Here is a 24,587-nt window from a genome sequence, read left to right on the forward strand (position 1 = left end):
TAATTAACGAAGAGGTGCATAGATCATGACGTTTAAACATTTGGATACACCATTTGAACTCAAAAGTCTTAAGCTTAAAAATAGAATTGTAATGGCACCTATGTGTCAATACTCTGTAGATGCAAAGGACGGGATACCTAATGAGTGGCATTATGTTCATTATGTTTCACGTGCGATAGGCGGTACGGGTCTTATCCTAATGGAGATGACCGACGTTGATCCAGATGGTCGCATTACAGATCATGATTTAGGGCTTTGGTCAGATGAGCATATTCCAGCTTTCAAACGCATTATTTCAGAGGTTCATAAACATGGTTCGAAAATAGGCATTCAAATCGCCCATGCTGGACGCAAAGCAGAGGACGCTGAGCAGCCCGTTGGTCCATCTGCCATCCCAGCAGGACCAAACTATAAAACACCTAAACCACTTTCTGTCGAAGAAATAAAAGTTATTGTGAATCAATTTAAAGAAGCAGCTAGAAGAGCAGTAGAAGCGGGTGTAGACACAATTGAAATACATGGTGCTCATGGTTATTTGGTGCATCAATTCCAGTCTCCTGGCATTAATAACCGTAAGGATGAGTACGGTCAGGATTTGGCTAAATTTGGGGTAGAGGTCGTTCAAGCAGTGAAAAGCGTAATGCCAGCGGATATGCCACTCATCATGCKAATCTCTGCCATTGAATATATGGATGGTGGTTATGATTTGAACCATAGCATCGAGTTCAGCAAACGCTACAGAGATGCTGGAGTTGATGTGTTTCATGTATCCAGCGGCGGGGAAGGACCAGTCGGAGTACGGCGCCCGGGCAACTATCCTGGTTATCAGGTGCCTTTGGCACGTGCTCTGAAAGAAGCGCTGCAGGTACCTGTCATTGCCGTCGGCAAGCTGGAAGATCCACAGCTGGCTGAAGCGACGATTGCGAGTGAAGATGCAGATTTAGTAGCTGTTGCTCGCGGTATGCTTCGTGATCCTTATTGGGCATTGCATGCAATTCAGGCTGTAAAAGGTGAGGCATTGCCAGCAAAGCAATATGAAAGAGCATACTGATCATTATCATGACAATAATAAGAAGAGCCTCTTGGATACCGGGAGGCTCTTCTTGTTATTCAAGCAATGCAATAAACCGGTTTGCGATGATGGGAAGAGAAGAATTGCGCCTAGTGGCAAAACCTACAGAACGTAATGGAATGGGTTCAATTGTCTGAAGTCGAAATAGTTTCTTATTCTCAAGTTCTTGATCGATAAAGGATTGTGTAACAAATGCTGCTCCATATCCGCGAATAGCCATTTCAATTAGCATATCCATGCTGGACAGCTCCATATCCGCATCTGGCGTTATGCCTTGTGAAGCAAACCACTGCTCAATAAACAATCTTGTACTGCTCGCTTCAGAGAGCAGCAAGAGCGGCAATTGGGCTAAGGCTTGAGCCGAAAAGGGGGTATCGACTAAATGACGATACGCTTCTCCTACAACAAAGCAGTCTTGAATCTCCGTTAGATGTGAAACGACAAGTTCATGATCAGAGAGGGGCAAGTGAACAAGACCAATATCAATTTGACCATCTAACAATCGATCCCGTATATCCGATGTTTTCCCTTGAGAAAGCCGAATGCGTACATCGGGATGCTCCGCATGAAACGTATCAAGCAGCGGCAGCAGCAAATGCTTGATTACAGGTCCGCTAGCCCCAATGCGCAGCTCGCCTGCCGTAAGGTTTTTGAGCGCTTGTAATTGGATTTCACCCGCATGCAGTATCGTAAACGATTTCTCTACATAAGCGAGAACTTCCAATCCTTCCGAAGTAAGCTTTACTCCTTTGGACAATCGATCAAACAGCTTCACTTCAAGCTGCGTTTCCAGTTGCTTAATTGCGTAACTGACTGAAGGCTGTGTAATATGCAGCTCTTGTGCTGCTTTTGTCAAATTTCCTAATTTGGCGGTATGGAGAAAAATGCGATACCATTCCATATTCATTATCATGATATAGTTCCTCTCTATGACAATATTCGAAAATTCCGATTTCATTTATTTCATATTCAAAATTATAATAGACAAATAACGAATGCGTCAAAGCATTCCATCGGGAGGTAAACATAATGGCAGGAAGCACATATGGGGAAAGCTTTAAAATTACGACATTCGGTGAATCACACGGGGAAGCCGTTGGCGTCATTGTAGATGGTGTAACACCTGGGGTTGAGCTGGATGAAAAATATATTCAAACGCAAATGGATCGAAGAAAGCCCGGTCAATCCTCTGTAACTACCCCGCGCAAAGAATATGATGTCATTCGTATTATGTCTGGCATGTTTGAAGGGAAAACAACGGGAACGCCACTTTTCATTATGCTGCATAATACAGATATGAAGCCTGAAGCATATAACGATATACAAAATTCCTTTCGTCCAGGACATGCCGACTATACGTATTTGAAAAAATACGGCTTGCGTGATCACCGCGGAAGCGGGAGGGCGTCGGGAAGAGAAACAGCAGGCCGTGTTGCTGGCGGAGCGGTTGCCCGCAAGCTGTTAGAGAATCGAGGAATAAGTGTTGTTGCTTATACCAAGGAAATAGGCGGTATTAAATGCGAAACGTACGTCGAGGATGAGATTGAAAAAAATGCGGTAAGAGCATGTGATCCAGAAGCAGCGGTTCGTATGATCGAGAAGATCGAACATTTAGCGGCTATTGGAGACAGCTGCGGCGGTATCGTGGAATGCAGAGTAAGAGGCGTTTTACCTGGGATTGGCGAGCCAGTATTTGATAAGCTGGACGCTGAGCTTGCAAAAGCAATGCTATCCATCGGGGCTGTTAAAGGCATTGAGTTCGGGGCAGGTTTTGCAGCAGCAGAGATGCTCGGCAGCGAGCATAATGATGCCATGAGCAAAAACGGGTTTTTAAGCAATAACGCGGGCGGAATTGTCGGCGGCATCAGCACGGGTGAAGAAATTGTTTTTCGTATAGCGGTTAAGCCCACTTCATCCATCTCTTTGCCGCAGCATACGATTGATATCCACGGTCAAGAGAAGATGATCGAGACCATTGGCAGACATGACCCATGTATCTGTCCTCGTATTATTCCCGTTGTAGAAGCGATGGCATGTATCGTTATTGAAGATCTAATCAAGCGCCAAGCAGCAATGAATGGATAAACTGTGCTATGCTTATAAATGACAAATGCTGAGAGGAGATTGCTAATGAAACCAACTGTTTTCATTGATCGACAGATCCCCGCTGAAGTAGAGGCGTTTATAGCAGAGCACTGTATAATAGACAAATGGGAAGAGAAAACGCCCATGACCCGTCAGCAGCTGCTTCTGAAGATGGCGAGTGCAAATGGTTTATTAACGGCAGGAGCAAAAATTGATGCTGAATTAATTGACCATGCGCCGCATTTGAAAGTCGTAAGCAGCATAAGCGTCGGCTATAATCATTTTGATGTTGAAGCAATGCGTACAAGAGGGATAGTTGGAACGAATACGCCGCATGTCCTGAATGACACTGTAGCGGATCTTGCACTCGCACTCATTCTGGGAACAGCGAGGCGTGTTGCGGAGCTGGATCGATACGTAAAGGATGGCAAATGGAAAACTGGCGATGGCGTCAAGCTGTTTGGTACAGATGTCCACCACGCTAAGGTTGGCATTATTGGAATGGGGAGAATTGGTGAGGCGGTTGCCCGCCGCGCTAGGTTCGGGTTTGATATGGATGTCGTTTATTATAATCGCAGCCGTAAGCCAGAAGCGGAAGAGAAGCTGGGCGTTCGTTATTTTGAATTAAATGATCTGCTTGCTTATTCAGATTTTGTTTTATTATTAGCACCTCTGACACCAGAGACGGTTAAGCTAATTGGAGTAACGGAGTTTAAATTAATGAAGCCATCATCGATTTTTATTAATATATCGAGAGGGCAAACGGTGGATGAGCAAGCTTTAATTGAAGCTCTCGAGCAGGGTACGATTTCAGCTGCGGGCCTTGATGTATTCGAAAAAGAACCGATTGAAGCGGATCATCCTTTTCTGACGATGGCTAATGTATTAACCTTGCCTCATATCGGCTCTGCCACTTCGGATACAAGGTTTGATATGGCTATGCTTGCGGCTCAAAACCTAGTAAACGCGTTGACTGGACAAGTCCCCCCAAATGTCGTTGACGAGCTGCTTTAACAGAATAAACGTTGTTAATAAGAGGGGTACATATCATGACAGCTTCAAAGTTATTACTTCTCGGAGCAACAGGCAAGACCGGTCAATTTATTGCGAGTTATCTTGAAGATAGAAACGTTCCATTTAAACGATTTGTAAGACTGCCTGAGCAAATGATCGATGAGAGTTACCTCGGAGATGTACGTAATCAGCATGATGTTTTTGAAGCCATGGTTGATGCGAGCGGAGTCATTTGTGCGTTGAATACGGAAGGCAACGGAACACTTGTCAGCGGCATCACAAATTTGATTGCCGCAATGCAGCATTACCGAGTGAAAAGAATCGTTACGATAGGTACAGCGGGCATCTTGCAGAGTGAGCTGCAGCCAGAGCTGCTTAGATACCAGTCCAGTGAAAACAGACGTTTAAACCATGATGCAGCCAAAGAGCATGAGCAGGCTTATAGGGCACTCGCTAACACTGATTTGGACTGGACCATCGTCTGTCCTACAAGGCTCGTTCAAGAGGAGCTGCGCGGCGGTTATCGTGTGCGAAAGGAAATCCTGCCCTCTGGAAGTGCATCGATTTCTTTTGCAGATACGGCCGAATTCGCTGTTTCGGAATATTTTAACGGTGCTTATGTGCGAGAACGTGTTGGTATTAGCTACTAATTCATAGGCAAAAAGGTAAAAACACCTGAGTTCCTACTTTTCGTAGGGACTCAGGTGTTTTTGGTTATCTATTATTGAGCTGCATCAGCTTTCAAAACTTCAACGCGATTCGAGAAAAATGTAGCACCGCCGCCCATATCTGCGAGTCGCTGCGGCGTCAGTGTATTCACGGCTTGATGGCCTTTTTTCTTGTCTTCCCACCATAAGCCTTGCGTGACGAGTACACCTGGCAGTACATCTTGACCAACGCGCAGCGTCATCTCCAGTTCACCACGATCATTGCGTATCTTAACACGTTCCCCGCTAAGGAGCCCGAGTGCTTCTGCGTCATCCGCATGCATATGAAGGAGAGGCTCCTTCTCAAGCTTTTGCAACTTCTCTTGGTTGGCGAAGGTCGAGTTAATGAAGCTGTGATTCGGGCCAGTCGTCAGCCAAAAAGGATACGTCTCCGGCTCTCTAAGCGGCGTATGATTGGGTATTGGTGGCAAGCCGTTCATAAGCATTTTCTCCGAATAAAGCTCGATTTTACCCGAAGGAGTCGGAATCATCGAGGTATAGGAAGGAAGCTCATTACCGCCAGCCTTCATCCACGTATTAGCTTGCAGCGCTTCAAAAGTAATGCCTTTAAGAAGTGGATTATTTTCGCTATCAAGTGCCTCGCTTATCATTTGCTGCTCAGAAATGTCAAATAGATGAGGCTCAAAGTCAAGTTTAAGCGCGAGCTCCTTAAAGAGCGTAAAGTTTGATTTGCATTCACCCATTGGTTCCATAATCGGCTGGTGAAGCTGCAAATACAGATGCCAGTAGGAAGTGTATAAATCCAAGTTTTCAAAATGAGAAGTTGCAGGCAATACAATGTCCGAATATTTGCAGGTGTCTGTTAAGAACAAATCATGTGTAACCGTAAATAAGTCTTCACGAGCCAATCCCTCGCGCACTCGGTTCTGGTCAGGCGCTACGACTGCTGGATTGCTGTTATAGACAAACAGCATCTTTACTGGAGGAGCGACATCTAGAAGAGCATCGCCGAGCTGATTCATGCTGATCGTACGGACATCCGGATCAGGCATTAAATCAGGGCGCTCAATTTTCTCACCGTTGAGCCGCGAATACCAGCTGTTGCCTTTCATTGCGCCGCCACCTTGAACATCCCATTGCCCAGTCAATGCAGGCAAGCATGAAATTGTTCGCACGATCATTCCGCCATTATCATGGTGCTGAAGTCCGTTGCCAATGCGGATAAAAGAGGGAGTGGTCGTTCCATACAGCCTGCTAAGCTCCTCGACCTCCGCTGCCGGTACGCCCGTAATAGCTTCCACTCGTTCAGGCGTATATTCAGCTGCTTGCTTCGCGAGATCCTCATAACCGAGCGTGAACTGCTCAAGAAAAGCTTGATCAGTCAGCCCGTCACGGATGATGATATGCATCATGCCGAGAGCGAGCGCTGCATCCGTTCCCGGACGCAAATGAATGAACTGATCCGCCCAAGTAGAGGTACGATTGCGATGCACATCAATATGAATAACCTTTGCTCCGTTTTTACGTGCTTCCGTTGCCAACATCGTTTGATGCATATTTGTGGATACGAGATTGCAGCCCCATATAAGAAACAGCTTCGTGTGTATCGTTTCTTCGGGATCAATTCCTCTGGAAGCACCCATCGTATAAGCATAGCCTGTTGAGCCAGCAGCGTTGCAAATTGCGCGGTCCAATTGACTAGCGCCGAGTCGATGAAAGAACCGTCGATCCATTCCTTCTGCATTCAAAACGCCCATATTGCCATAAAAACTATAAGGCAATATGGCACTCGCTCCATGCTCGGAAATAATCCCTTTCATCCGTGAGGCAATTTCCTCATATGCTTCTTCCCAAGATATCCGTTCGAATGAATGCTCGCCTTTGGGACCTACGCGGCGAAGAGGGTAGAGCAGTCTTTCAGGATGATACACGCGATCATTTAATTGTCTTACCTTATTGCAAATTGCTCCGCGGGTTACCGGGTGCTCTGCATCACCTGTTACTTTCGTTATTTTGCCTTCCTCGAAGGTGATGCTCAGACCACAAGTATCCGGGCAATCAAAAGGGCAAACCGATTTTACGGTACCATTTATTATTGATTTGCTCATATCTATCTCACTCCATATAACAGCCATATTCACGTCGTATTATCATAGCATAATCGCATGCAGCATAGGGAGCAAGATGCAAAAAAGTGATGTGAAAATCGCCTATTTTCCGAGCTTCCAGTTTATTATCTATTGACAGCACTTTACTTGTCATGTAATATTCAATGTGCTTAAGACGTATTCCACAACTAAATAATTCGTATAACCTCACGGAGTTACAGCTTGAACAGGGTGAGGGTTTCTACGGGAAGCCTTACTTCCCAACTACGAATATGAGATCAATCATCATTGATCCTATATTCGCAGTTGGGATTTTTTTATGCGCAAATTTTCAAATTTTCATGAGGGGGATTCACACAGATGAAGTATATTTTTTCGGTTTTTCTAGGTGCTGCAAGCTATGGCATTTTATCCACTATTGTTGTGCTTGCTTATGGCCGAGGCTATGAGCTTGGTGAAGTTGTAGGCAGTCAATTGTTAACAGGTTTTTTGCTCGCTTGGATACTCACTTTCATTATGAAATGGCGTGAGAAGCGCAGCCAGAGCTCAACTAATCAAAGTAAGGTTAATACATCTATTCGCACGAGCAGCATGACATGGAAACAACGTTTCATTCTAATGGCCGCTGGAACTCCAACCGCTATTACAGGTTTATTGTATTACCAATCTCTTCGCTACATCCCAGCATCGCTTGCGATTATATTGCTCTTTCAGTTCACATGGATTGGTGTATTAATTCAAGCGGTAGGACAGCGGAAACGTCCAAACGGCATTATGTTTTTTACAATTGCTATCTTATTCGGCGGTACTTTGCTTGCAGCAGGCATCATTGAGCAGGGCACAGGTCAGTTCAATATAATGGGAGTTATACTCGGCCTGTTATCTGCAGTTAGTTACTCATTATTTATTCTCTTTAGCGGAAAAGCAGTTCCTTCTGTACATCCTGCATATCGAAGCGCATGGATGATTACCGGAGGCATGGTACTTGTATTTATTTTATTCCCTCCAACCTTCTTGTTTAATGGACTCATTTTTGGAGATTTGATGCTTTACGGTTTCTTGCTTGGTATGTTCGGTGCGTTTATTCCACCCGTGTTATTTGCAATCGGCGTGCCGCATGTCGGAGAAGGGATGGCAGGGATTTTGGGTGCGTCGGAGCTTCCTGTCGCTGTTTTGCTTTCATCCTTCGTTCTGAATGAACATGTCAGCGCCTTGCAATGGGCTGGTGTCATCGTCGTACTCATAGGGATTGCGCTTCCAGAAGTCATCAAAATGAAGCGAAGAAGATTGAGCGTGCAATAATCACATATATGAAAAAGAAGCCAGCTGCCCTGAATTAGTGCAGCTGGCTTCTTTTGAATTAGAGACTATTCCTAGCCGTATTCTTATTCCTTTGTATAAGTGGAGAGCCAGTTATAAATAATAAATAATCAACTGATGTTGTTTACACTAATCCTATTTCTGGGAGGCATTTGATGATCTATGATTGTGTAATTGTAGGTGGCGGCATTGCAGGTTTACAGGCTGCCATACAATTAGGAAGATATCGTCATCACGTTGCGGTTATCGATTCCGGCAATGGAAGATCTTCGGTATGCAGAAGCTATCATAATTTAATCGGTTTTCCTGATGGCATTAGCGGGGTGGAGCTTCGCCTTGCAGGGAGAAAGCAAGCAGAGCAGCTTGGAGTCACATTCATACAAGCTGAAGTTGTACATGCGGAAAGATTAAATGAGGCTTTTTTTCTAAAAACTTCGGATATGAAAACTTATCTTGGTAAGAAGCTGCTTATTGCGACAGGTGTGAAGGATCGGCTTTCGAATTTGGATATGCTTATTCCATGTTTAGGAACGAGCGTATACGTATGCCCTGACTGCGATGGATACGAAGTACGAGACCAGCCTACGATTGTTCTAGGTTCTGGAAATGCCGGAGCACAAATGGCACTAACACTTACGCATTGGACGGAGGAGCTCATTTATGTAAATCATGAGCTCACACCGATTGAAGAAGAGCTACGACTCAAGCTTGACCAAAAAAGAATCCCCTGTATAGAACAAGCCATTCAAACCGTTCTGATTGAGCGTGAACAATTTATAGGGATAATTCTTGCGGACGGTTCATCTATTTATCGTCAGCGCTGTTTTGTTGCTTTTGGCGGTAATGAGGTTCGTTCCTCCATTGCCAAACAGCTTGGAGTAGAGGTTATGGAGAACAATCATATTGTCGTTGACCCGCGTACAAAGCTTACAAGTGTCGAAGACATTTGGGCCGCTGGAGACGTAACTGCGCATTCTGAAATGTTGACCATAGCAATGGGGGATGGCAGCCAAGCGGCAATATGGATTCATAAGAGCTTATTATCTACATAGAGGTGATGACCTTGTCGATAATTCCATATTCCAATGCCTCTTCCGATGACATATAATAATCACGATCCATATCCTTTTCGATTTTCTCTATAGGCTGTCCTGTTCTTTCTGCACTAATTCGATTCAATTTAGAGCGTATATTCAAAATCCGATTTGCACTTATCGCAATATCACTAGCTTGCCCTTGGACACCGCCATGGGGCTGATGAATCATAATCTCGCTATTAGGCAGCGCAGCACGATGACCCTTCTCGCCAGCAAGCAGAAGTATAGCTGCAAAAGAAGCAGCGAATCCCGTGCAGATAGTGTGTACTGGAGCTTTCACAAATTGCATCGTGTCAAGAATGGCGAATCCGGCAGAAGTGGAGCCGCCTGGGCTGTTAATGTACATCGAGATTTCTTTCTCAGAATCCTCCGCGGTAAGAAATAATAATTGAGCAACGATGCTGTTAGCGACTACATCATCTATTGCAGAGCCCAAAAAAATGATGCGATCCTTCAGCAATCGCGAATAAATATCGTAGGATCTTTCACCGCGGCTGGATTGCTCGACTACATAAGGTACATAATTACTCATCGTATTTTACCTCCAAATGGATGTTGTTTGGTTTCGATTAGTAAACGAATAACAATTAAAAAAAGATACGGGAAAAATTTTTGAAAGAAGCGTATCTTTTGACGCACTTCATTCGTTTACTTCAATAAGGATGTTCTCCTTTTTGAGAAGATGAAGAGAGGTAAATGCCGAGGAGGTATAATGATGAATGAACTGAAATCTTTACCCCATACAGTAGTAAAAAGCACAGAGGCTGACCTTGATCAGCTTCAAAAAACACTTGAGCGATATTGTTTGTTTTTAACAAAATCAAAATGGGATGCAGAGGATTTAGTGCAGGATACATGGCTAAAAGGGCTGCGGGCAGCTGTTGATTCAAATCACAATAATCCGGAAGCTTTGTTGCTGCGCATCGCCAAAAATACATGGATTGACCAGCGAAGAAGAAAAAATCAATATCAACTTCTCATCCAGCAAGCGAAGCCATTGGATATAGCAGCTTATTCAAGCAGTCTTGACCATGAAGAAGCGATGTACGCGCTCTTGCAACATCTGTCACCTTTACAACGAACTGTGTTTCTTTTGCGCGATGTGCTTCATTTTTCAATCGAAGAAACTGCCGAGCGGCTAAATACGACGCCTGGTGCAATCAAGGCTGCCCATTACCGCGCGCGTGAAGCCTTGCAAGCAGTCAAGCGGGAACTGAAGGCAGAGGCTGTTATACTACCTGATGATGAGTATTTGCGAAGCTTCTTAAGAGCGATGGCGGTTGCTTATCAGACGGGGGATGTAGCTCTTTTAGTTGAGCTTGCACAACGAGATATTTCTGAAGCGCCAATCCTAGTAGGTATCGCACAGAACAATAAGCGCAAAGCCTCAAGAAGCGGAGCACATGTGTTTGCTGCTAACCCAGTGAATGTGCAAATGGCTGCATAAGCAATAAAGAAAAAAACCGATGCCAGCAGGCGTCGGTTTATTTGCTGTATGCAGCTCCACGCAGAATTTTATGAAATAAGCTATAATAGAGGAATAGAATATGAAGGATTGAGGCAAACAATGATGACTCGCAAGCTTATTTTTTTTGACATTGACGGTACCTTGGTTGATCACGAGAAGAAAATACCGCCATCTACGCACCAAGCGATTGAGCAATTGAAAGCAGCTGGCCATGAACTCGTTATTGCGACGGGAAGAGGGCCCTTTATGCTGAAGCCCATTAGCGAACAATTAAACATAGAATCCTATGTTAGCTTTAATGGCTCTTACGTGGTGTACAATGGAGAAGTTGTGTACAGCCATTCGATTAATCCTGACCGACTTGCAGAGCTTACGCAAATTACTCTAAATAATAATCATCCTTTAGTCTATATGACACCGGAAGGTATGCGCTCCAGTACACATGAAACCGCTTATTTAGAGGATGCCCACGAACCGTTAAAAAAGAAGCTGCCGCCTATGGAACCTGATTATTATGTAGGAAAAGATATTTATCAGTGCCTGCTTTATTGCAAGCAAGAGGATGAGGGCTGCTACAAGGAAAATTTTTCTGAGCTCGGCTTCATTCGTTGGCATTTGTTTGGCAGTGACATTTTACCGCCTGGTGGCTCAAAGGCAAAAGGAATTCATGCTCTTGTTGAACGATCCGGTTTCGACCGTGAAAATATTTATGCATTTGGCGATGGTTTAAACGATCTGGAAATGATGCAATATGTCTATCACAGCGTTGCGATGGGCAATGCACCCGATGAAGTGAAGCAAGCCGCACGTTATGTAACGAAGGATGTAACGGAGGACGGCATTATGTATGGCCTGCGCATGCTTGGTTTATTAAAAGATTAGGGCAGGCACGCCTCGCGGTTCTTCACATGTGTAAAATAAAAAAAGGCAGATCTCTTTAATAGAGATCTGCCTATTATCGTACTATTTAATTACGCGTCTAGCAGTTACATAACGCTTGTCCCATGTGCTGCCTTTGAATTTGGAAATGGTTACGCCTACACCTACTCTGTAAGTGTGAAGGAGTTTATCATTACCGATATATATGCTTACGTGATTGATGATGCCATCACGATTCGTGTCAGAGAAAACAAGATCGCCTGGTTTAAGATTGCTTTTCGAAACATAAGTGCCTGATTTCGCTTGCTGTTTAGAAGACCTAGGCAGACTAATGCCATTTTTCTTAAATACGTACTGCGTGAAAGACGAGCAGTCAAACGCGCTAGTAATACCAGATTTTGCACCAAATTTATAAGGCACGCCCAAATATTTTTTTCCAGTTGCAATGACACTTTTTGCTTTGGACGTACTTGATACCGTTGCTGCATTTGCTTCTTGAGGCGCTATGACAGGCACGCTGGCAATGGCAATAGATAAGCTGATTCCAATACCTGCGATAAGTCTACTAATCTTTTTGTTCTTTGTGTTATTCATGATGTTCCTCCTTGAAATTAGGTAGTCTGTGTGATGTGCTAGAAATACCATAACATACATTAAATGCCCACTAATTACCTATGAGGAAGCAAACCCTTGCTGCTGCTGAATAAAAACAACTTTATTAAAAAGTGATGATAAAATACTCACTTTTTCTCACTTGACAGCTGTCCATTTGGTAAAGTTCATTTATAAGTGTTTTTACTCTATCGCCAAGCTGGATACAGGATATATACTGATGAAGTCGGGCCGACGAATCTTGAGGAAAGGAGCTGATCGATTTGATTAACAACTTGGAGGTGATCTCCGTTTAACGGAGATCGCTCATTAGAAGGAGACCGCAAGGTCTCCTTTTTACTTTTAAAAATGTTCTAACCAATATTAATGGAATTATTGTTAAACATTTCTTGTCATCTGAAAATGCTTACAATATAATAAGAAAGTGCAACAAGAAAGAAGTTCAAGTGGAGGGAATAACATCCATGGCTTTTATTGCTTGCAACAAAAACTCAGCGTTACCAAAAATCGAAAGGAGGAAGCAAAAAATGTTGATTAACACTACTGCTGCAAACAATTCTAAAAAGATTAGCTTGTTCGAGGAGGACATTTATTGTGAACTACAAAAATGGGAGAGACGTGCTTCCCCCTAGTCTATTGCAAGAGCTGCAAAAATACATTCAAGGTGATTTGATCTATGTGCCTAAGCTTGCGGAGAAACGTGCGCATTGGGGTGAGGTAAGCGGCACACGGAAACTGCTTGCCGAACGAAACAAAGAAATTTACCTGTATTATTCGAATGGTTGGACTGTTGCTGATCTAGAGCGGAAATATCATTTATCGTGCGAAAGCATTCGTAAGATCATTGTTAAATCACGATAATGAAAAAATATTGAAAAAAAGCAGATTGCCGCGAGCATCTGCTTTTTTTGTTGTCATTATTGAGTAAAAAGTAGGATTGACACAACTAAGACAAACCTTTAAGAGGGATTTTTTGTCGAACGTCGAAATGTTAATGGATGTATTTTTGGCGATAGATGTCGAATGAACACTAGAACAAATGGCAGTGGAGGATTAAGAAAATGAAAACATTATTAATTGCAGAAGATGAGCCGGTTCTGCGCATGCTTATTATGGATACGCTCGAAGATGAAGGTTATGCGCTCGAAGAAGCGGCTGATGGGGAAGAAGCGTTACAAAAAATTGTGGACACTAACTTTGATTTAATTATTCTAGACTACATGATGCCAAAGATGACAGGTATTGAAGTCATAGAGAAAACAAGGCTGCTGGAGGATCGCAAGCATTCATGCATTCTTATGCTGTCAGCGAAGAGCCAGCAAGCCGAACAAGAGAAAGTGCTGCTCGCTGGCGCCGATGGCTTTATGTCTAAGCCCTTCAGTCCGCTTGAGCTAATCGATAAGGTAGAGGAGATGTTACGTGGGTAAGCTGCGTCTCTTCTATAAGAAAAGAATTACACGACAGTTCGTAGCGATGATGGTGCTTGCTTTATCGCTTATTCTTATTGGGGCTGTTGCCGTGCTGACAATCTCGGTTATTATATTAAAAAATTATGAGTCCGAAACGGTTCAAATGAGAGAGAAGCAAGAGCTTGTCGCGCAAATTGCCGATCATTCCAATGATATTATTTTGAGAGCGCGCGGTTACTATGTCTATTTAACAGATTTCGAATATAAGCAGATTTTTTCGGAGAAGAAGCTGCTGGATCAATCTCTAGCAAAAATCAAAACCTATCCGATTAATGCAACGGAACAAGAAGTGATGAACAATATTGAGTCCTTTTTCGTTAATTACTTTGAAAACATTTTGCCGAAAGCGATTGAATATTCAAAAGCTCAAAATTATGAAGCGCTTCGCGTCCTTGTATCCGCAGGTGAGGATAACCCTGTAAATAAACTAATTAGCTATTCACGTGATTTTGAGAAACAAGTACAGCTGCTTGCTGAACAAAAAAACGATGAATTATTTCGCAGCCTAACGCTCCAAGCCGTTATATTAATAGGCTACATCATTATTATCTTAATTATAGCTTCATTTATTACGAGAAAAGTGGCTAGAGATATTGGCGTGCCGCTCATGAGATTGACGAACCACGCTCGTGAGTTCGCGAATGGTGAATATTCGGAGCCGGAGGATCTCACAAGAGAAGATGAGCTTGGAGAGCTGGCACGAACCTTTAAGAAAATGATGACGCAAATCCAAAGTAAAGAAGAGGAGCTTCTCGCTCAAAACGAAGAACTTATTGCGCAGCAGGATGAGCTGCAGGCGCAGCAAGAGGAACTGCAGATCGCCGTAGGCGTAATGGAGCAAAATGAGAAATATTTGGAGAAGCGCAACCAGCTTGTACAATCCCTCTCTAATACCCTCGATAAACAAGAGCTGCTGCAAAGCATCATTTCTAATATTGTCGCTATCACCGATTCCGATAAAGGCTTAATTGTGATGATGAATAGAGAGCATGATTGCGCATCCGTAGGGATTTCAAATGCTTCAGCCAATCAGTTTATTGAGCAAATGGAAGATGGCATCGTATTACGTGCCTCACAGACCAAACAAGCATACAGTATGATTCGTGAATGTTCACTTGGTGAACAGGGATATCACGATTCTGCTATGAAAGCTACCGATTTAATCTTGCCCATTTTGAATGCATCAGAAGAAATGGTTGCCTGCCTAGTCATTACGAAGGTCAATCGTACGATTACGAAGCAAGAGGAAGAAGAGATCGTTGGCATGATGACACAAGTGTCATTAGCCTTCGATAAACTGCATTTGTACGAGCTGTCGGAGAAGCAGCGCTTGATGACTGGAGATATACTGAACACCATTCAAGAAGGCATACAATTGCTTGATCTAGATGGCAGCACGCTTCAAATTAATCACAAAATGGCTGAGATATTCGGATTTTTCAATCATGAAAAAGGGACAATCAATATGCCTTTTGAGCAATTCAAAGGTTTTGTCCAATCCTCTGTTGTTGAATCTGAACCGTTAATTCAATTTATGACTGGGCTTATCTCAAATGGACATTATAATGGCTTGCGCAGCATGAACTATGAAATTACAGAACCAGAAAGAAAATTCATTCAAATTTATTGCGAGCCCTTGTACCGCAATGGTCAACAATTCGGGTTATTGCTCGTTCACCGTGACATCACGAAGGAGTACGAGGTTGACCGGATGAAATCTGAGTTTGTAAGTACAGTTAGTCATGAGCTGCGGACGCCGCTTGCAAGTGTGCTTGGATTCGCAGAGCTGCTGCTTCACCGGGAACTGAAGCCGGAGCGCCAGCGGAAATATGTATCGACGATTTATCAAGAAGCAAGAAGATTAACGACGTTAATTAATGACTTTTTAGATTTGCAACGAATGGAATCAGGTAAACAAACCTATGAAATGAAAAGCACATCATTAACGCCATTAATTAAAGAAGCCATCGACATGCAGCAAATGTCTGCCAGCATCCATCAAATCACATGGCAAAATGATGCACAAGAAGCAATTGTAATTGCAGATAAAGATAAAATGCTTCAGGTATTCATTAATTTATTGAGCAACGCTATTAAATACTCGCCAAATGGCGGACAAATCACTTTGTTTAGCAGCATTAACAAAGATATGATCGTCATTCGCTTAGAAGATGAGGGACTTGGCATACCAAAGGATGCATTGCCTAATCTCTTCAACAAGTTTTATCGTGTCGATAATTCAGATCGAAGAGAAATTGGCGGGACTGGCTTAGGCTTGGCAATCGTAAAAGAGATTGTTACAAGACATGATGGCAAAATAGAAGTTTTTTCCGAGTTCGGACATGGAAGTACCTTTATCGTGACGCTTCCACTGGCTAAGCAGCAAGAACGAATACAAAACGATGAGTTGAAGGAAAATACTTCTTCTGAGACGTCCATTCAAGTGATGCTGATTGAAAACGACCTTAATTTGTCCACTTTACTCCGTGATGAATTGAGGTCTAGTGGATTTCATGTTCACCTGTTCACAGAAGGTGGATTGGCTATTAATGCAATTGAACAGCTCAAACCGGATATCGTGGTCATCGATCTGATGCTGGAATCAGGAATTACCGGCTGGGATATTATTAGCAAAATCAAGAAATCCGATGTATTGCTAAATACGCCAATCATCATTTCGAGCGCATTCGAAGAGAAAGAAAAAGCTGCACAATGGGGAATTAATGAATTCCTTGTGAAACCCTATTTACCTGGCAGACTAAGTGCAGCAATCTCTCGTTTGCTGCGATAATTGGGGGAGCCCATTTTCATGAAGACGGAAAAATATAAACAACTGATTCAACAGCGAATTACACAGACGATCGATGATTGGTCCAATCAGACAGCAGTTGAGGAACAAGATATTCATCGATTTTTCCATAATCTTAAAGGGACAAGCGGTACGATTGGGCTGCGTGAGGTTGAAAAGTTTTCGGAATCCAAAGAACAATTGTTTTCTGAAAAAAGCAAAAAAACGTACATACGCGAGGAGTGGTCAGAGCATTTGCTGCCACTAACGGCCATGTTTCCTCAAGTACTGCAGCTGCTAGACGGACTCGACAATGCAAATGAGGGTCAGGCCGATTCCCTTGATGATCATTCAAAGCATCACAATCGTGTACTTGTCATTGATGATGATGTTGAATTTGTAACCTATGTCAAAGAAGTTTTAGAGAAAAATGATTATCCAGTAAGCATTGCTCTGAATGCGGAGCGCGGTTTAAAGCTGTTCTACGAATGGAAGCCTAATCTCATCCTTCTTGATATCGTGTTGCCCGATCGAAGCGGCATGTATGTTCTTAATCAAATCGTTGATAAGGCGAAGCAGCAGCATATTCCGATTATTATGGTCAGCGGGAATGTATCCGTCGAAAAACAAGTTAACGCCTATCGATCCGGTGCGATGGACTTTCTTGCCAAGCCGTTTGATGTTGAGCTGCTTAAGGCTCTCATCGACAATCGATTTGCGATGAAGATGGACTGGGAACGCTCGATCATTATTGATGAGTTAACAGGCGCTTACAATCGCAAGCATTTCAATCAAATGATGCGGCAGCATATCGACAGCTTTAAGCGCTCAAACGATATTTTCTCACTCGTTATGATTGATTTGGATTACTTCAAACTTGTAAATGATACCTATGGTCATCTTCAAGGGGATGAGGTGCTTCAAGCCTTTGTGGCAACTACACAACATGCGATCAGGCCAAGAGACATTTTATGCCGATATGGCGGGGAAGAATTTGCTCTTATTTTACCGAATACGGATGCAGTTCAAGCCGCTTACCTTATGGAGCGTCTGCGCACTAAATTTAATGCTATTAAATTTCAAACGAGTGATTCTAACTTTCAAGTCACATTTTCATCAGGAATCACAGAAATAACGGAACTTAATAGCCATTCTGCTACCCTGGTAGATGAAGCGGATCAAGCTTTATACAGTGGGAAACGCGGAGGACGAAACCAAACGGTTGTTTATTCCAAGGCATTAAACCATTCCAAAAACGAATCGATATTAAACATCATTGTCGTTGATGATGATCCATTAATCCGAGAGATTATCATCAATCGATTTTTTAACTGGAAACCTACGAATCATACGAAGGTAAAAGCAGAAGGTTATGCAGACGGTAGAACGTTCTTATCCTCCAACTGGTACAAAGAGAGTGAAAAGTATATTATCCTGCTCGATGGCTCTATGCCTGATTTGGACGGATTAGAGGTATTAAAGGAGCTGCGCCTCAATTATCCTGAACAACAGCTGTTGATCGTCATGCTGACGGCCCGCAATAATACTTCTGATATCGTCAATGCACTACAAATTGGTGCAGATGATTACGTCGTTAAGCCATTTCATATGCAGGAGCTTGTGCTGCGAATCGAACGATTGGCTAGTCGAATCGTTAACTAGATTAAGGAATAGCACAAAAAATCGCGCTTCGATAAGAAGCGCGATTTTTTTTATAGGGCATCCTTTGATTACAGACTTGCATTCCCTATTAGGGAATAGTATGTTTAGAAAAATTAAACCGAATCAGCGATGGACGGCTTCCGGTAATTCTACAACGGTTTGGGGATACTTATAATCGTTCTGATAACAGTTCGTGTCTGAATCATAAGTAGACTGTGAAAGCTTGTGAGAGATCGCGAATATGGGAAGTTTCGGGTTGACGTGCAGGGAAGAATCATAAAAAGAGCATCGTTCAAAATTAAAGTCCAGCGTAGTGATAATGATGACGCAGTTCGAAAAGGTACACCCGATAAAGCTAAATCCGTCAAAAGCAATCGTTTCATTCGTAAATTGTTCATTCGAAATTGTGTGCATAATCAGCGCTCCTATTCTGTGGTGGGACAACCTAATTGCTAGTCTACCAGATTCGTGATGTGATGTTTGTCGGTTGATGCATGTGAAAATTAATAATTAACGACATAAATAGCGTTCATTTGAGATGACTCTCCATTAATATAGTGAGTACAATATTTTTTTACAAAATACGATTGATTGAGTGAAGGAGCTGTATAAATGGACTCAAAAAAATTAGCCGCCGAAAAAGCTGTCGAGTTTCTTAAGGACGGAATGGTCGTGGGATTAGGAACAGGATCAACCGCTTATTGGGCGATTCAAAAAATCGGCCAAAAAGTAAAGGAGGGCCTATCGATTAAGGCGATTGCTACGTCGAGAGCTTCTGAAGAGCTTGCGATAGAGCTTGGCATAACGATGCTTCCATTCGCAGAGATTGAGCAAATTGATGTGACAATTGACGGCGCAGATGAAGTAAATAACGAATGGAACTTAATCAAAGGCGGAGGAGGCGCGCTGCTCCGAGAGAAAATCGTAGCTGCCGCCAGTAAGCAGCTAATTATCATCGTAGATGAAAGCAAGCATGTCGCGCAATTGGGACGTTTCCCGCTCCCGGTAGAAATCGTTCCGTTTGGTTACGAAATGACAATAAGAAAACTGCGTAATCTCGGCGCTGAGACGACAGTGAGAACGAAAGAAAATCAAATGTTTGTAACGGATAATGGCAACTTTATTGTAGATTGTCAGTTTGGTATCATTTCACAAGCAGAACAGCTGGAACATACATTAAATCTCATCCCTGGTGTCGTCGATAACGGATTGTTTATCGGTATGGCAACTAAGGTCATCGTAGGTTATACCAATGGTACAGTGAAGCTGTTGTAAAGCTGTCTAATAGATGTATGCTGCACTTAGCTTGACACATCACCCGAAAGTGGTTTACAACCATATACAGAGGTGAGCGACATGAGCGTCATTCGGTTGGAGAACGTAACGAAAAAGTATGAAGATACACTTATTTTTCGAGATATTTATTTTCGTATAAGCAAAGGGGAACGAATCGGTCTTATAGGCCGTAACGGCGCAGGAAAATCGACCGTATTTAAACTTATTTTAGGCAGAGAAGAGCCTACAGCAGGGAAGGTAGAGGTTGATCCGAAGGTTAAGGTGAGCTACTTCTCACAGTTCTCAGAGCTTAGCGGCAATCGTTCCGTCAAACAAGAGCTGGAGCTTTGTTATGAGCATATTTGGAGCATCGAACGCGAGCTTGGGGAAATCGGAGAAAAGCTTGGTATTACCGTTGATGCTGATGAAATGGATCAGCTGCTGAATCGTCAAGCAGATCTCTTCGAGCAGATGGAGCATCATAATGGCTGGAATGCTGCTGTAGAGATCGATACCGTACTCACTAAGCTTGGATTTGATGAGCAATCGCGTCAACAGCCTATCGATCAATTGTCAGGCGGCTGGCGCAACCGCGCCGCACTAGCCAAAATGTTAATTGAGCTGCCAGACGTCGTACTGCTGGACGAGCCGACGAACTTTCTAGACCTCGACGGGCTGGCTTGGCTGGAGCAATGGTTAAATCGCTTTAGCGGCACAATGATTTTGGTATCTCATGATCGGCAGTTTATTGACCGGGTAGTGACTCGTACCATTGAGATTGAAAATTATCATTTTCAAGAATACGAAGGCAATTATACCGATTATATTCGGAAGAAGAAGCTGCGCAAGAAAGAACTTGATCGGCAGTTCGAATGGGAAGAGGAGCTTCTGCTTATGGAAGCCGAAGAAATCGACAACCGTTCGAGCAGGAAGTCTTCCAAAGATCGTCTGTCGCGGAAGCTGGCTGATATGAAGAAAAGAGTAGAGCCGCATCCTGTAAACGTTCTGATTACTGATATTTATGAAAATTTGCGTTTTCCAGACAACTTATGCACTGTCGATGCAATAAGCAAAAACTATGCTGAGCGTGTTATCTTTCAAGATGTCAGCTTTGATATCCAGAAGGAAGACCGGATTGCTATTATCGGTTCAAATGGCAGCGGAAAATCCACTTTAATTAAAGTGTTAACAGGACAAGAACCGGCTGATTCAGGTGCCGTGCAGTTTAGCAAAGGCGTAAGCTACGCCTATTTCAATCGCATGTGGGACGAGCTCGATCAGAAGGATACGGTAAGCCATGCAGTGAACATCTATGGCCTTGGCCTTAATGCCCCTCGCAAGAAAGTGAATAAATTTCTTTCTATGCTGCAGTTCTCGGAAGCAGACCTTCAAAAAGTGATCGGAAGTTTATCCGGCGGTCAACAGGCACGTGTGGCACTCGCAAAATGTTTACTGTCCGGCGCCGAACTCATCATATTGGATGAGCCTACCAATCATCTGGATTTGACCAGCATACAGGTGATGGAGCAGGCGTTAATTCATTTCCCTGGAGCAGTACTCACCGTAAGCCATGATCGTTTCTTCATTGATAAAATAGCTACAAAGCTGCTGACCTTCGAACCGGGTGGAGTAATTACTCAACAAAGTGTATAGCTCACAGCAAAACATAGTATAAGCCAACCTAATGGGGTTGGCTTTTTTTTGTTTATCCGAGCTCAAATGTTAAAGATAAGCTGCATATAAGGCGAGAGATCGAAGTCATTTTTCAGCGGTCTGTCTTCATATACTACGATACGTGCGGATACCGTCGAACATTGTCCACTAACCATGCCTCTTATAAGAAGGAGTGGAGTGAGATGCAATTTTCTATATCCGATGAGCTGGAAATGACTCGCGCAGTGTTAAGGGAATTTGCAGAAAGCGAGGTTGCAACTAGAGCAGTCGAACGTGATGAGAAGGAGCAGTATGATCGATCGTTATTTGACCAGCTGGCTAAACTAGGCATAACAGGCATACCTATTGATGACTTAAATGGCGGTGCCGGCAGCGATTGGATGACTTTCATTATTGTGATAGAAGAACTGGCTCGTGTCTGCGCTTCTACAGCTGCTCAGCTTGCCGCCCATACGGTTTATGCTGCTATGCCGATTTTCACTTTTGGCGGCGACGCTTTAAAAGCTTTGTATCTTAAGGACCTCGCAAAAGGTGTAAAGCTGGGTGGATGCGCTCTGCCATCGACAGTAGTGGGGAACGAGGGATTGAGCAGCAGCATTTCAGCACGTCGACGAGGAGATCACTGGGAGCTATGTGGCGAGCATAAATGTGTCATTCATGGAGATATTGCGGATTATTGCATTGTTATTGCAAAGACGGAGTTAAAACGAAAGAAATCGTTATGTACTGCTTTTTTAATAGAAACGAGTACAGCTGGATGGCAAATTGGGCAGCGAGTACGAACGATGGGATTGCGTTCTTTCCACATTTCAAATGTGAAGCTGGATAAATGTGAGTTATCTGAGACAAACAAAATCGGAAAAGATGGTCAAGGATTTGAAATCATTTTGAATTCCATCGATATCGGGCATTTGAGTGCAGCTGCGCAATCCATTGGCATTGCCCAAGGAGCTTTTGAAGCTGCAGCTGCCTATGCCAAGGAACGCAAGCAATTCGGTCATTTAATTGGAAAGCAGCAAGGCATCTCTTTCAAGCTTGCAGATATGGCAACTCAGCTGGAAGCAGCCAGGCTTCTCGCTTATCAAGCGGCGTGGCGCAAGGATGAAGGCTTAAGTTTTGCAAAGGAAGCCGCCATCGCGCGTAAGTTCGCGGCAGAAATGGCTGTTGCCGTTGCGATTGAGGCTGTACAAATATTTGGCGGTTATGGCTATATGCAAGAATATCGGATGGAACGGTTTTTAAGGGATGCAAAATGTGTGGAAACGGGGCTTGGCACAGGCGGGATGGAAGTGGATTGCATCCATCGGATGCTGAAGGAGTAGGAGGTATATCACCATGCGCCAGACCGTTATTATAGGAGGGAAACGAACAGCATTCGGAAAGCTAGGCGGCATGTTCAAAAATGAGAAAGCAGTTGAGCTGGGCGCTGCCGTCATTAAAGGAGCCATGCAGCAAACGGGCATACACGCAAGTCAAGCTGATGCCGTCATGATGGGAATGGTGCTTCAAGCAGGCTGCGGCCAAAATCCAGCTCGACAAGCTGCCATTCTTGCCGGAATCGATTGGAGCGTTCCAGCGGAAACGATTAACAAAGTTTGTGCTTCAGGCTTGCGAGCCATCTCTATGGCAGATCAGATCATACGTGCTGGAGATGCAAACATAATATTAGCTGGCGGAATGGAGAGCATGAGTCAGGCGCCATTTGCTGTTCGAACGGCTAGATGGGGAAACAAGCTGGGAAATGCCGAACTGACGGATTTATTGATTCATGATGGTCTGCTTTGTCCTTTCGAAGATGTACTGATGGCTGTTTATGGCAACAAAATTGCAACAGATCATAATATTAGCCGAACGGAACAAGATGAATGGGCATTAAGGAGTCATGACCGTGCGAGCTCAGCTGCAAATCTGCGATTATTTGAGGATGAAGTTCAGCCTTACTACACTTCTGCAAACGCTATCTTGGCCATCGACGAAGGACCACGTTTTAACACGGATTTGTCGAAGCTTGCGCTGCTAAAACCGATTCATGGTCCGAGCGGTACGATTACGGCTGGGAATGCTCCGAGTGTGAATGACGGCGCCGCCGCTATGCTCCTCATGTCGGAGGAAGAAGCGAGACGAGGCGGACACAAGCCGCTTGCCAAAATTATCGGACATAGCACCATTGGTGCGAGTGCTCCTAATTTAGCTGCTGCTCCAGCGCTTGCAATCCAAAAGCTATTGCGAAAAACGGGCATTCCTTTAAAAAACATTGATTTATTTGAGGTGAACGAGGCGTTTGCCTCTGTCATCCTCAGCTGCGGAAAAATAGTAGGCTGGGATGAGGAGAAGGTCAATGTGAATGGCGGTGCGATCGCGCTTGGCCATCCAATCGGTGCAAGCGGCGCAAGAATTTTACTCACTTTAATTTATGAATTGAAGCGCCGCGGCGGCGGTTTAGGCATTGCTGCCATCTGCAGCGGCGGAGCCCAGGGTGATGCCATGCTCATTCAGGTGGAGGGCTAAGGCAAAGGGGGTGCTCATGATTATCCAAACCGTTACCGTAATTGGAGCTGGACAAATGGGCAGCGGAATTGCACAGACGTTAGCGCAAAATGGGTTGCAGGTAACCCTTTACGATATTGAGCAAGCTGCCGTGGCAAGGGGGATTGCCTCAATTAATACTTCGCTGACTCGACTTGCCGCCAAAGGAAATATTAGCGAGGCTGATCGAACCCAGACCATAAAATCCATCATACCTTCGACAGACTTAATGTGCGCCAATCGCTCTGATCTAATGATTGAAGCTGCGCCAGAGAATATGACGATGAAAAAAGCGCTTTTTGAAAAGCTTGATCAAATTTGTAAACCAAATGCCATTTTGGCTACCAATACATCCTCGTTATCAATTACAGAAATAGCTTCAGCAACAAAAAGAGCTTCACTTGTAATCGGCATGCATTTCATGAACCCCGTACCTATTATGCCATTAGTCGAAATTATTAAAGGTCTTGAGACTTCGAGCGATACATTTGAAAAAATAAAAGCATTGACGCTCACAATCAAGAAAACGCCGATTGAGGTTCAAGATTTCCCAGGCTTTGTCTCCAATCGAATTCTGATGCCTATGATAAATGAAGCGATTTACACGGTGTATGAGGGGGTCTCTGAGCCTGAAGCTGTAGACCAAGTGATGAGGCTTGGCATGAACCATCCGATGGGTCCGCTTGCGCTTGCCGACTTTATTGGGCTCGATACTTGCTTAGCAATCATGGAGACACTTCAGGCTGGATTCGGCGATTCAAAGTATAGACCATGCCCGCTGCTGCGCAAATATGTGCAGGCTGGCTGGCTAGGCAGGAAAGCCGGACGCGGCTTTTATGTGTACTCAAATGAGAAGGAATAGGCACATCC

At 43.8% G+C, this 24,587-nt stretch carries 22 protein-coding genes and 1 riboswitch; of the genes, 17 read left to right on the forward strand and 5 right to left on the reverse strand.

The genetic code is table 11. The annotated features are described in order from the left end of the window. The first annotated feature begins 25 nt into the window (after positions 1 to 25). Positions 26 to 1,051: an NADH:flavin oxidoreductase/NADH oxidase gene (locus tag AC1DM9_RS09570; protein ID WP_477579662.1), complete on the forward strand. Its 1,026-nt coding sequence runs from the start codon at positions 26 to 28 to the stop codon at positions 1,049 to 1,051. 55 nt (positions 1,052 to 1,106) lie between these two features. On the opposite strand, the gene AC1DM9_RS09575 is transcribed toward AC1DM9_RS09570, so the two are convergent. After that, on the reverse strand, positions 1,107 to 1,985 hold the full coding sequence (locus tag AC1DM9_RS09575) for a LysR family transcriptional regulator (protein ID WP_477579664.1): 879 nt from the start codon (positions 1,983 to 1,985) through the stop codon (positions 1,107 to 1,109). Between the two features lie 116 nt (positions 1,986 to 2,101). Between AC1DM9_RS09575 and aroC the strand changes: the two genes are divergently transcribed. Genes aroC through AC1DM9_RS09590 form a run of 3 tightly spaced genes read left to right on the forward strand, consistent with a single transcriptional unit; the run spans position 2,102 to position 4,821 of the window. Further along, entirely contained in the window at positions 2,102 to 3,157 is a 1,056-nt protein-coding gene (gene aroC / locus AC1DM9_RS09580; RefSeq protein WP_076265927.1) for a chorismate synthase, read from the forward strand. Between the two features lie 45 nt (positions 3,158 to 3,202). Continuing rightward, positions 3,203 to 4,171, forward strand: a complete 969-nt coding sequence (locus tag AC1DM9_RS09585) for a 2-hydroxyacid dehydrogenase (protein WP_477579667.1) — start codon at positions 3,203 to 3,205, stop codon at positions 4,169 to 4,171. Between the two features lie 35 nt (positions 4,172 to 4,206). Next, positions 4,207 to 4,821, forward strand: a complete 615-nt coding sequence (locus AC1DM9_RS09590; protein ID WP_477511638.1) for an NAD(P)-dependent oxidoreductase — start codon at positions 4,207 to 4,209, stop codon at positions 4,819 to 4,821. 71 nt (positions 4,822 to 4,892) lie between these two features. Here the strand turns inward: AC1DM9_RS09590 and AC1DM9_RS09595 are convergent, their stop codons facing one another. Continuing rightward, a complete protein-coding gene (locus AC1DM9_RS09595; RefSeq protein WP_477579669.1) occupies positions 4,893 to 6,947 on the reverse strand; it encodes a molybdopterin-containing oxidoreductase family protein in 2,055 nt (684 codons plus the stop codon). A gap of 177 nt (positions 6,948 to 7,124) precedes the next feature. After that, positions 7,125 to 7,234, forward strand: a riboswitch (purine riboswitch). Positions 7,235 to 7,307: 73 nt separating this feature from the next. Between AC1DM9_RS09595 and AC1DM9_RS09600 the strand changes: the two genes are divergently transcribed. Both AC1DM9_RS09600 and AC1DM9_RS09605 read left to right on the forward strand, forming a co-directional pair. After that, positions 7,308 to 8,249, forward strand: coding sequence for an EamA family transporter (locus AC1DM9_RS09600; protein WP_441886305.1), 942 nt, complete (start codon positions 7,308 to 7,310; stop codon positions 8,247 to 8,249). A gap of 173 nt (positions 8,250 to 8,422) precedes the next feature. Next, positions 8,423 to 9,319 (forward strand): NAD(P)/FAD-dependent oxidoreductase, encoded by an 897-nt coding sequence (locus AC1DM9_RS09605; RefSeq protein WP_477579671.1) that lies wholly within the window; start codon positions 8,423 to 8,425, stop codon positions 9,317 to 9,319. On the opposite strand, the gene AC1DM9_RS09610 is transcribed toward AC1DM9_RS09605, so the two are convergent. Further along, positions 9,312 to 9,896 (reverse strand): ATP-dependent Clp protease proteolytic subunit, encoded by a 585-nt coding sequence (locus AC1DM9_RS09610; protein WP_441886299.1) that lies wholly within the window; start codon positions 9,894 to 9,896, stop codon positions 9,312 to 9,314. The two genes, AC1DM9_RS09605 and AC1DM9_RS09610, sit on opposite strands and share 8 nt — an antisense overlap. Positions 9,897 to 10,076: 180 nt before the next feature. Between AC1DM9_RS09610 and AC1DM9_RS09615 the strand changes: the two genes are divergently transcribed. Further along, the gene (locus AC1DM9_RS09615) at positions 10,077 to 10,811 is read left to right on the forward strand and encodes an RNA polymerase sigma factor (RefSeq protein ID WP_477511641.1); all 735 of its coding nucleotides are present in this window, start codon (positions 10,077 to 10,079) and stop codon (positions 10,809 to 10,811) included. 123 nt (positions 10,812 to 10,934) lie between these two features. Continuing rightward, on the forward strand, positions 10,935 to 11,714 hold the full coding sequence (locus tag AC1DM9_RS09620) for a Cof-type HAD-IIB family hydrolase (protein ID WP_441886354.1): 780 nt from the start codon (positions 10,935 to 10,937) through the stop codon (positions 11,712 to 11,714). A gap of 81 nt (positions 11,715 to 11,795) precedes the next feature. Here AC1DM9_RS09620 and AC1DM9_RS09625 read toward each other — a convergent pair whose 3' ends face one another. Beyond that, on the reverse strand, positions 11,796 to 12,305 hold the full coding sequence (locus AC1DM9_RS09625) for a C40 family peptidase (RefSeq protein WP_477579673.1): 510 nt from the start codon (positions 12,303 to 12,305) through the stop codon (positions 11,796 to 11,798). Between the two features lie 612 nt (positions 12,306 to 12,917). Here AC1DM9_RS09625 and AC1DM9_RS09630 point away from each other — a divergent pair. From AC1DM9_RS09630 to AC1DM9_RS09645, 4 genes are all read left to right on the forward strand, one after another. Continuing rightward, positions 12,918 to 13,184, forward strand: coding sequence for a CD3324 family protein (locus tag AC1DM9_RS09630; RefSeq protein ID WP_054024760.1), 267 nt, complete (start codon positions 12,918 to 12,920; stop codon positions 13,182 to 13,184). Between the two features lie 200 nt (positions 13,185 to 13,384). Further along, a complete protein-coding gene (locus AC1DM9_RS09635; RefSeq protein ID WP_076265936.1) occupies positions 13,385 to 13,750 on the forward strand; it encodes a response regulator transcription factor in 366 nt (121 codons plus the stop codon). After that, entirely contained in the window at positions 13,743 to 16,583 is a 2,841-nt protein-coding gene (locus AC1DM9_RS09640) for an ATP-binding protein (protein WP_477579675.1), read from the forward strand. Before AC1DM9_RS09635 ends, AC1DM9_RS09640 begins: the two co-directional genes overlap by 8 nt. Positions 16,584 to 16,601: 18 nt before the next feature. Continuing rightward, positions 16,602 to 18,242, forward strand: coding sequence for a diguanylate cyclase (locus AC1DM9_RS09645; protein WP_477579677.1), 1,641 nt, complete (start codon positions 16,602 to 16,604; stop codon positions 18,240 to 18,242). 123 nt (positions 18,243 to 18,365) lie between these two features. Here the strand turns inward: AC1DM9_RS09645 and AC1DM9_RS09650 are convergent, their stop codons facing one another. Further along, a complete protein-coding gene (locus AC1DM9_RS09650) occupies positions 18,366 to 18,656 on the reverse strand; it encodes a hypothetical protein (RefSeq protein ID WP_441886282.1) in 291 nt (96 codons plus the stop codon). Positions 18,657 to 18,854: 198 nt separating this feature from the next. Between AC1DM9_RS09650 and rpiA the strand changes: the two genes are divergently transcribed. From rpiA to AC1DM9_RS09675, 5 genes are all read left to right on the forward strand, one after another. After that, on the forward strand, positions 18,855 to 19,517 hold the full coding sequence (gene rpiA / locus AC1DM9_RS09655) for a ribose-5-phosphate isomerase RpiA (RefSeq protein WP_477511644.1): 663 nt from the start codon (positions 18,855 to 18,857) through the stop codon (positions 19,515 to 19,517). An 81-nt stretch (positions 19,518 to 19,598) separates the two neighbouring features. Next, positions 19,599 to 21,170 (forward strand): ABC-F family ATP-binding cassette domain-containing protein, encoded by a 1,572-nt coding sequence (locus tag AC1DM9_RS09660; RefSeq protein WP_441886276.1) that lies wholly within the window; start codon positions 19,599 to 19,601, stop codon positions 21,168 to 21,170. A gap of 203 nt (positions 21,171 to 21,373) precedes the next feature. Next, a complete protein-coding gene (locus tag AC1DM9_RS09665) occupies positions 21,374 to 22,513 on the forward strand; it encodes an acyl-CoA dehydrogenase family protein (RefSeq protein WP_477579680.1) in 1,140 nt (379 codons plus the stop codon). Between the two features lie 13 nt (positions 22,514 to 22,526). Further along, on the forward strand, positions 22,527 to 23,699 hold the full coding sequence (locus AC1DM9_RS09670) for an acetyl-CoA C-acetyltransferase (protein WP_477511647.1): 1,173 nt from the start codon (positions 22,527 to 22,529) through the stop codon (positions 23,697 to 23,699). A gap of 16 nt (positions 23,700 to 23,715) precedes the next feature. Then, entirely contained in the window at positions 23,716 to 24,579 is an 864-nt protein-coding gene (locus tag AC1DM9_RS09675; protein ID WP_477579682.1) for a 3-hydroxybutyryl-CoA dehydrogenase, read from the forward strand. Positions 24,580 to 24,587 lie beyond the last annotated feature (8 nt).

Source organism: Paenibacillus sp. 01T431, assembly GCF_056398625.1.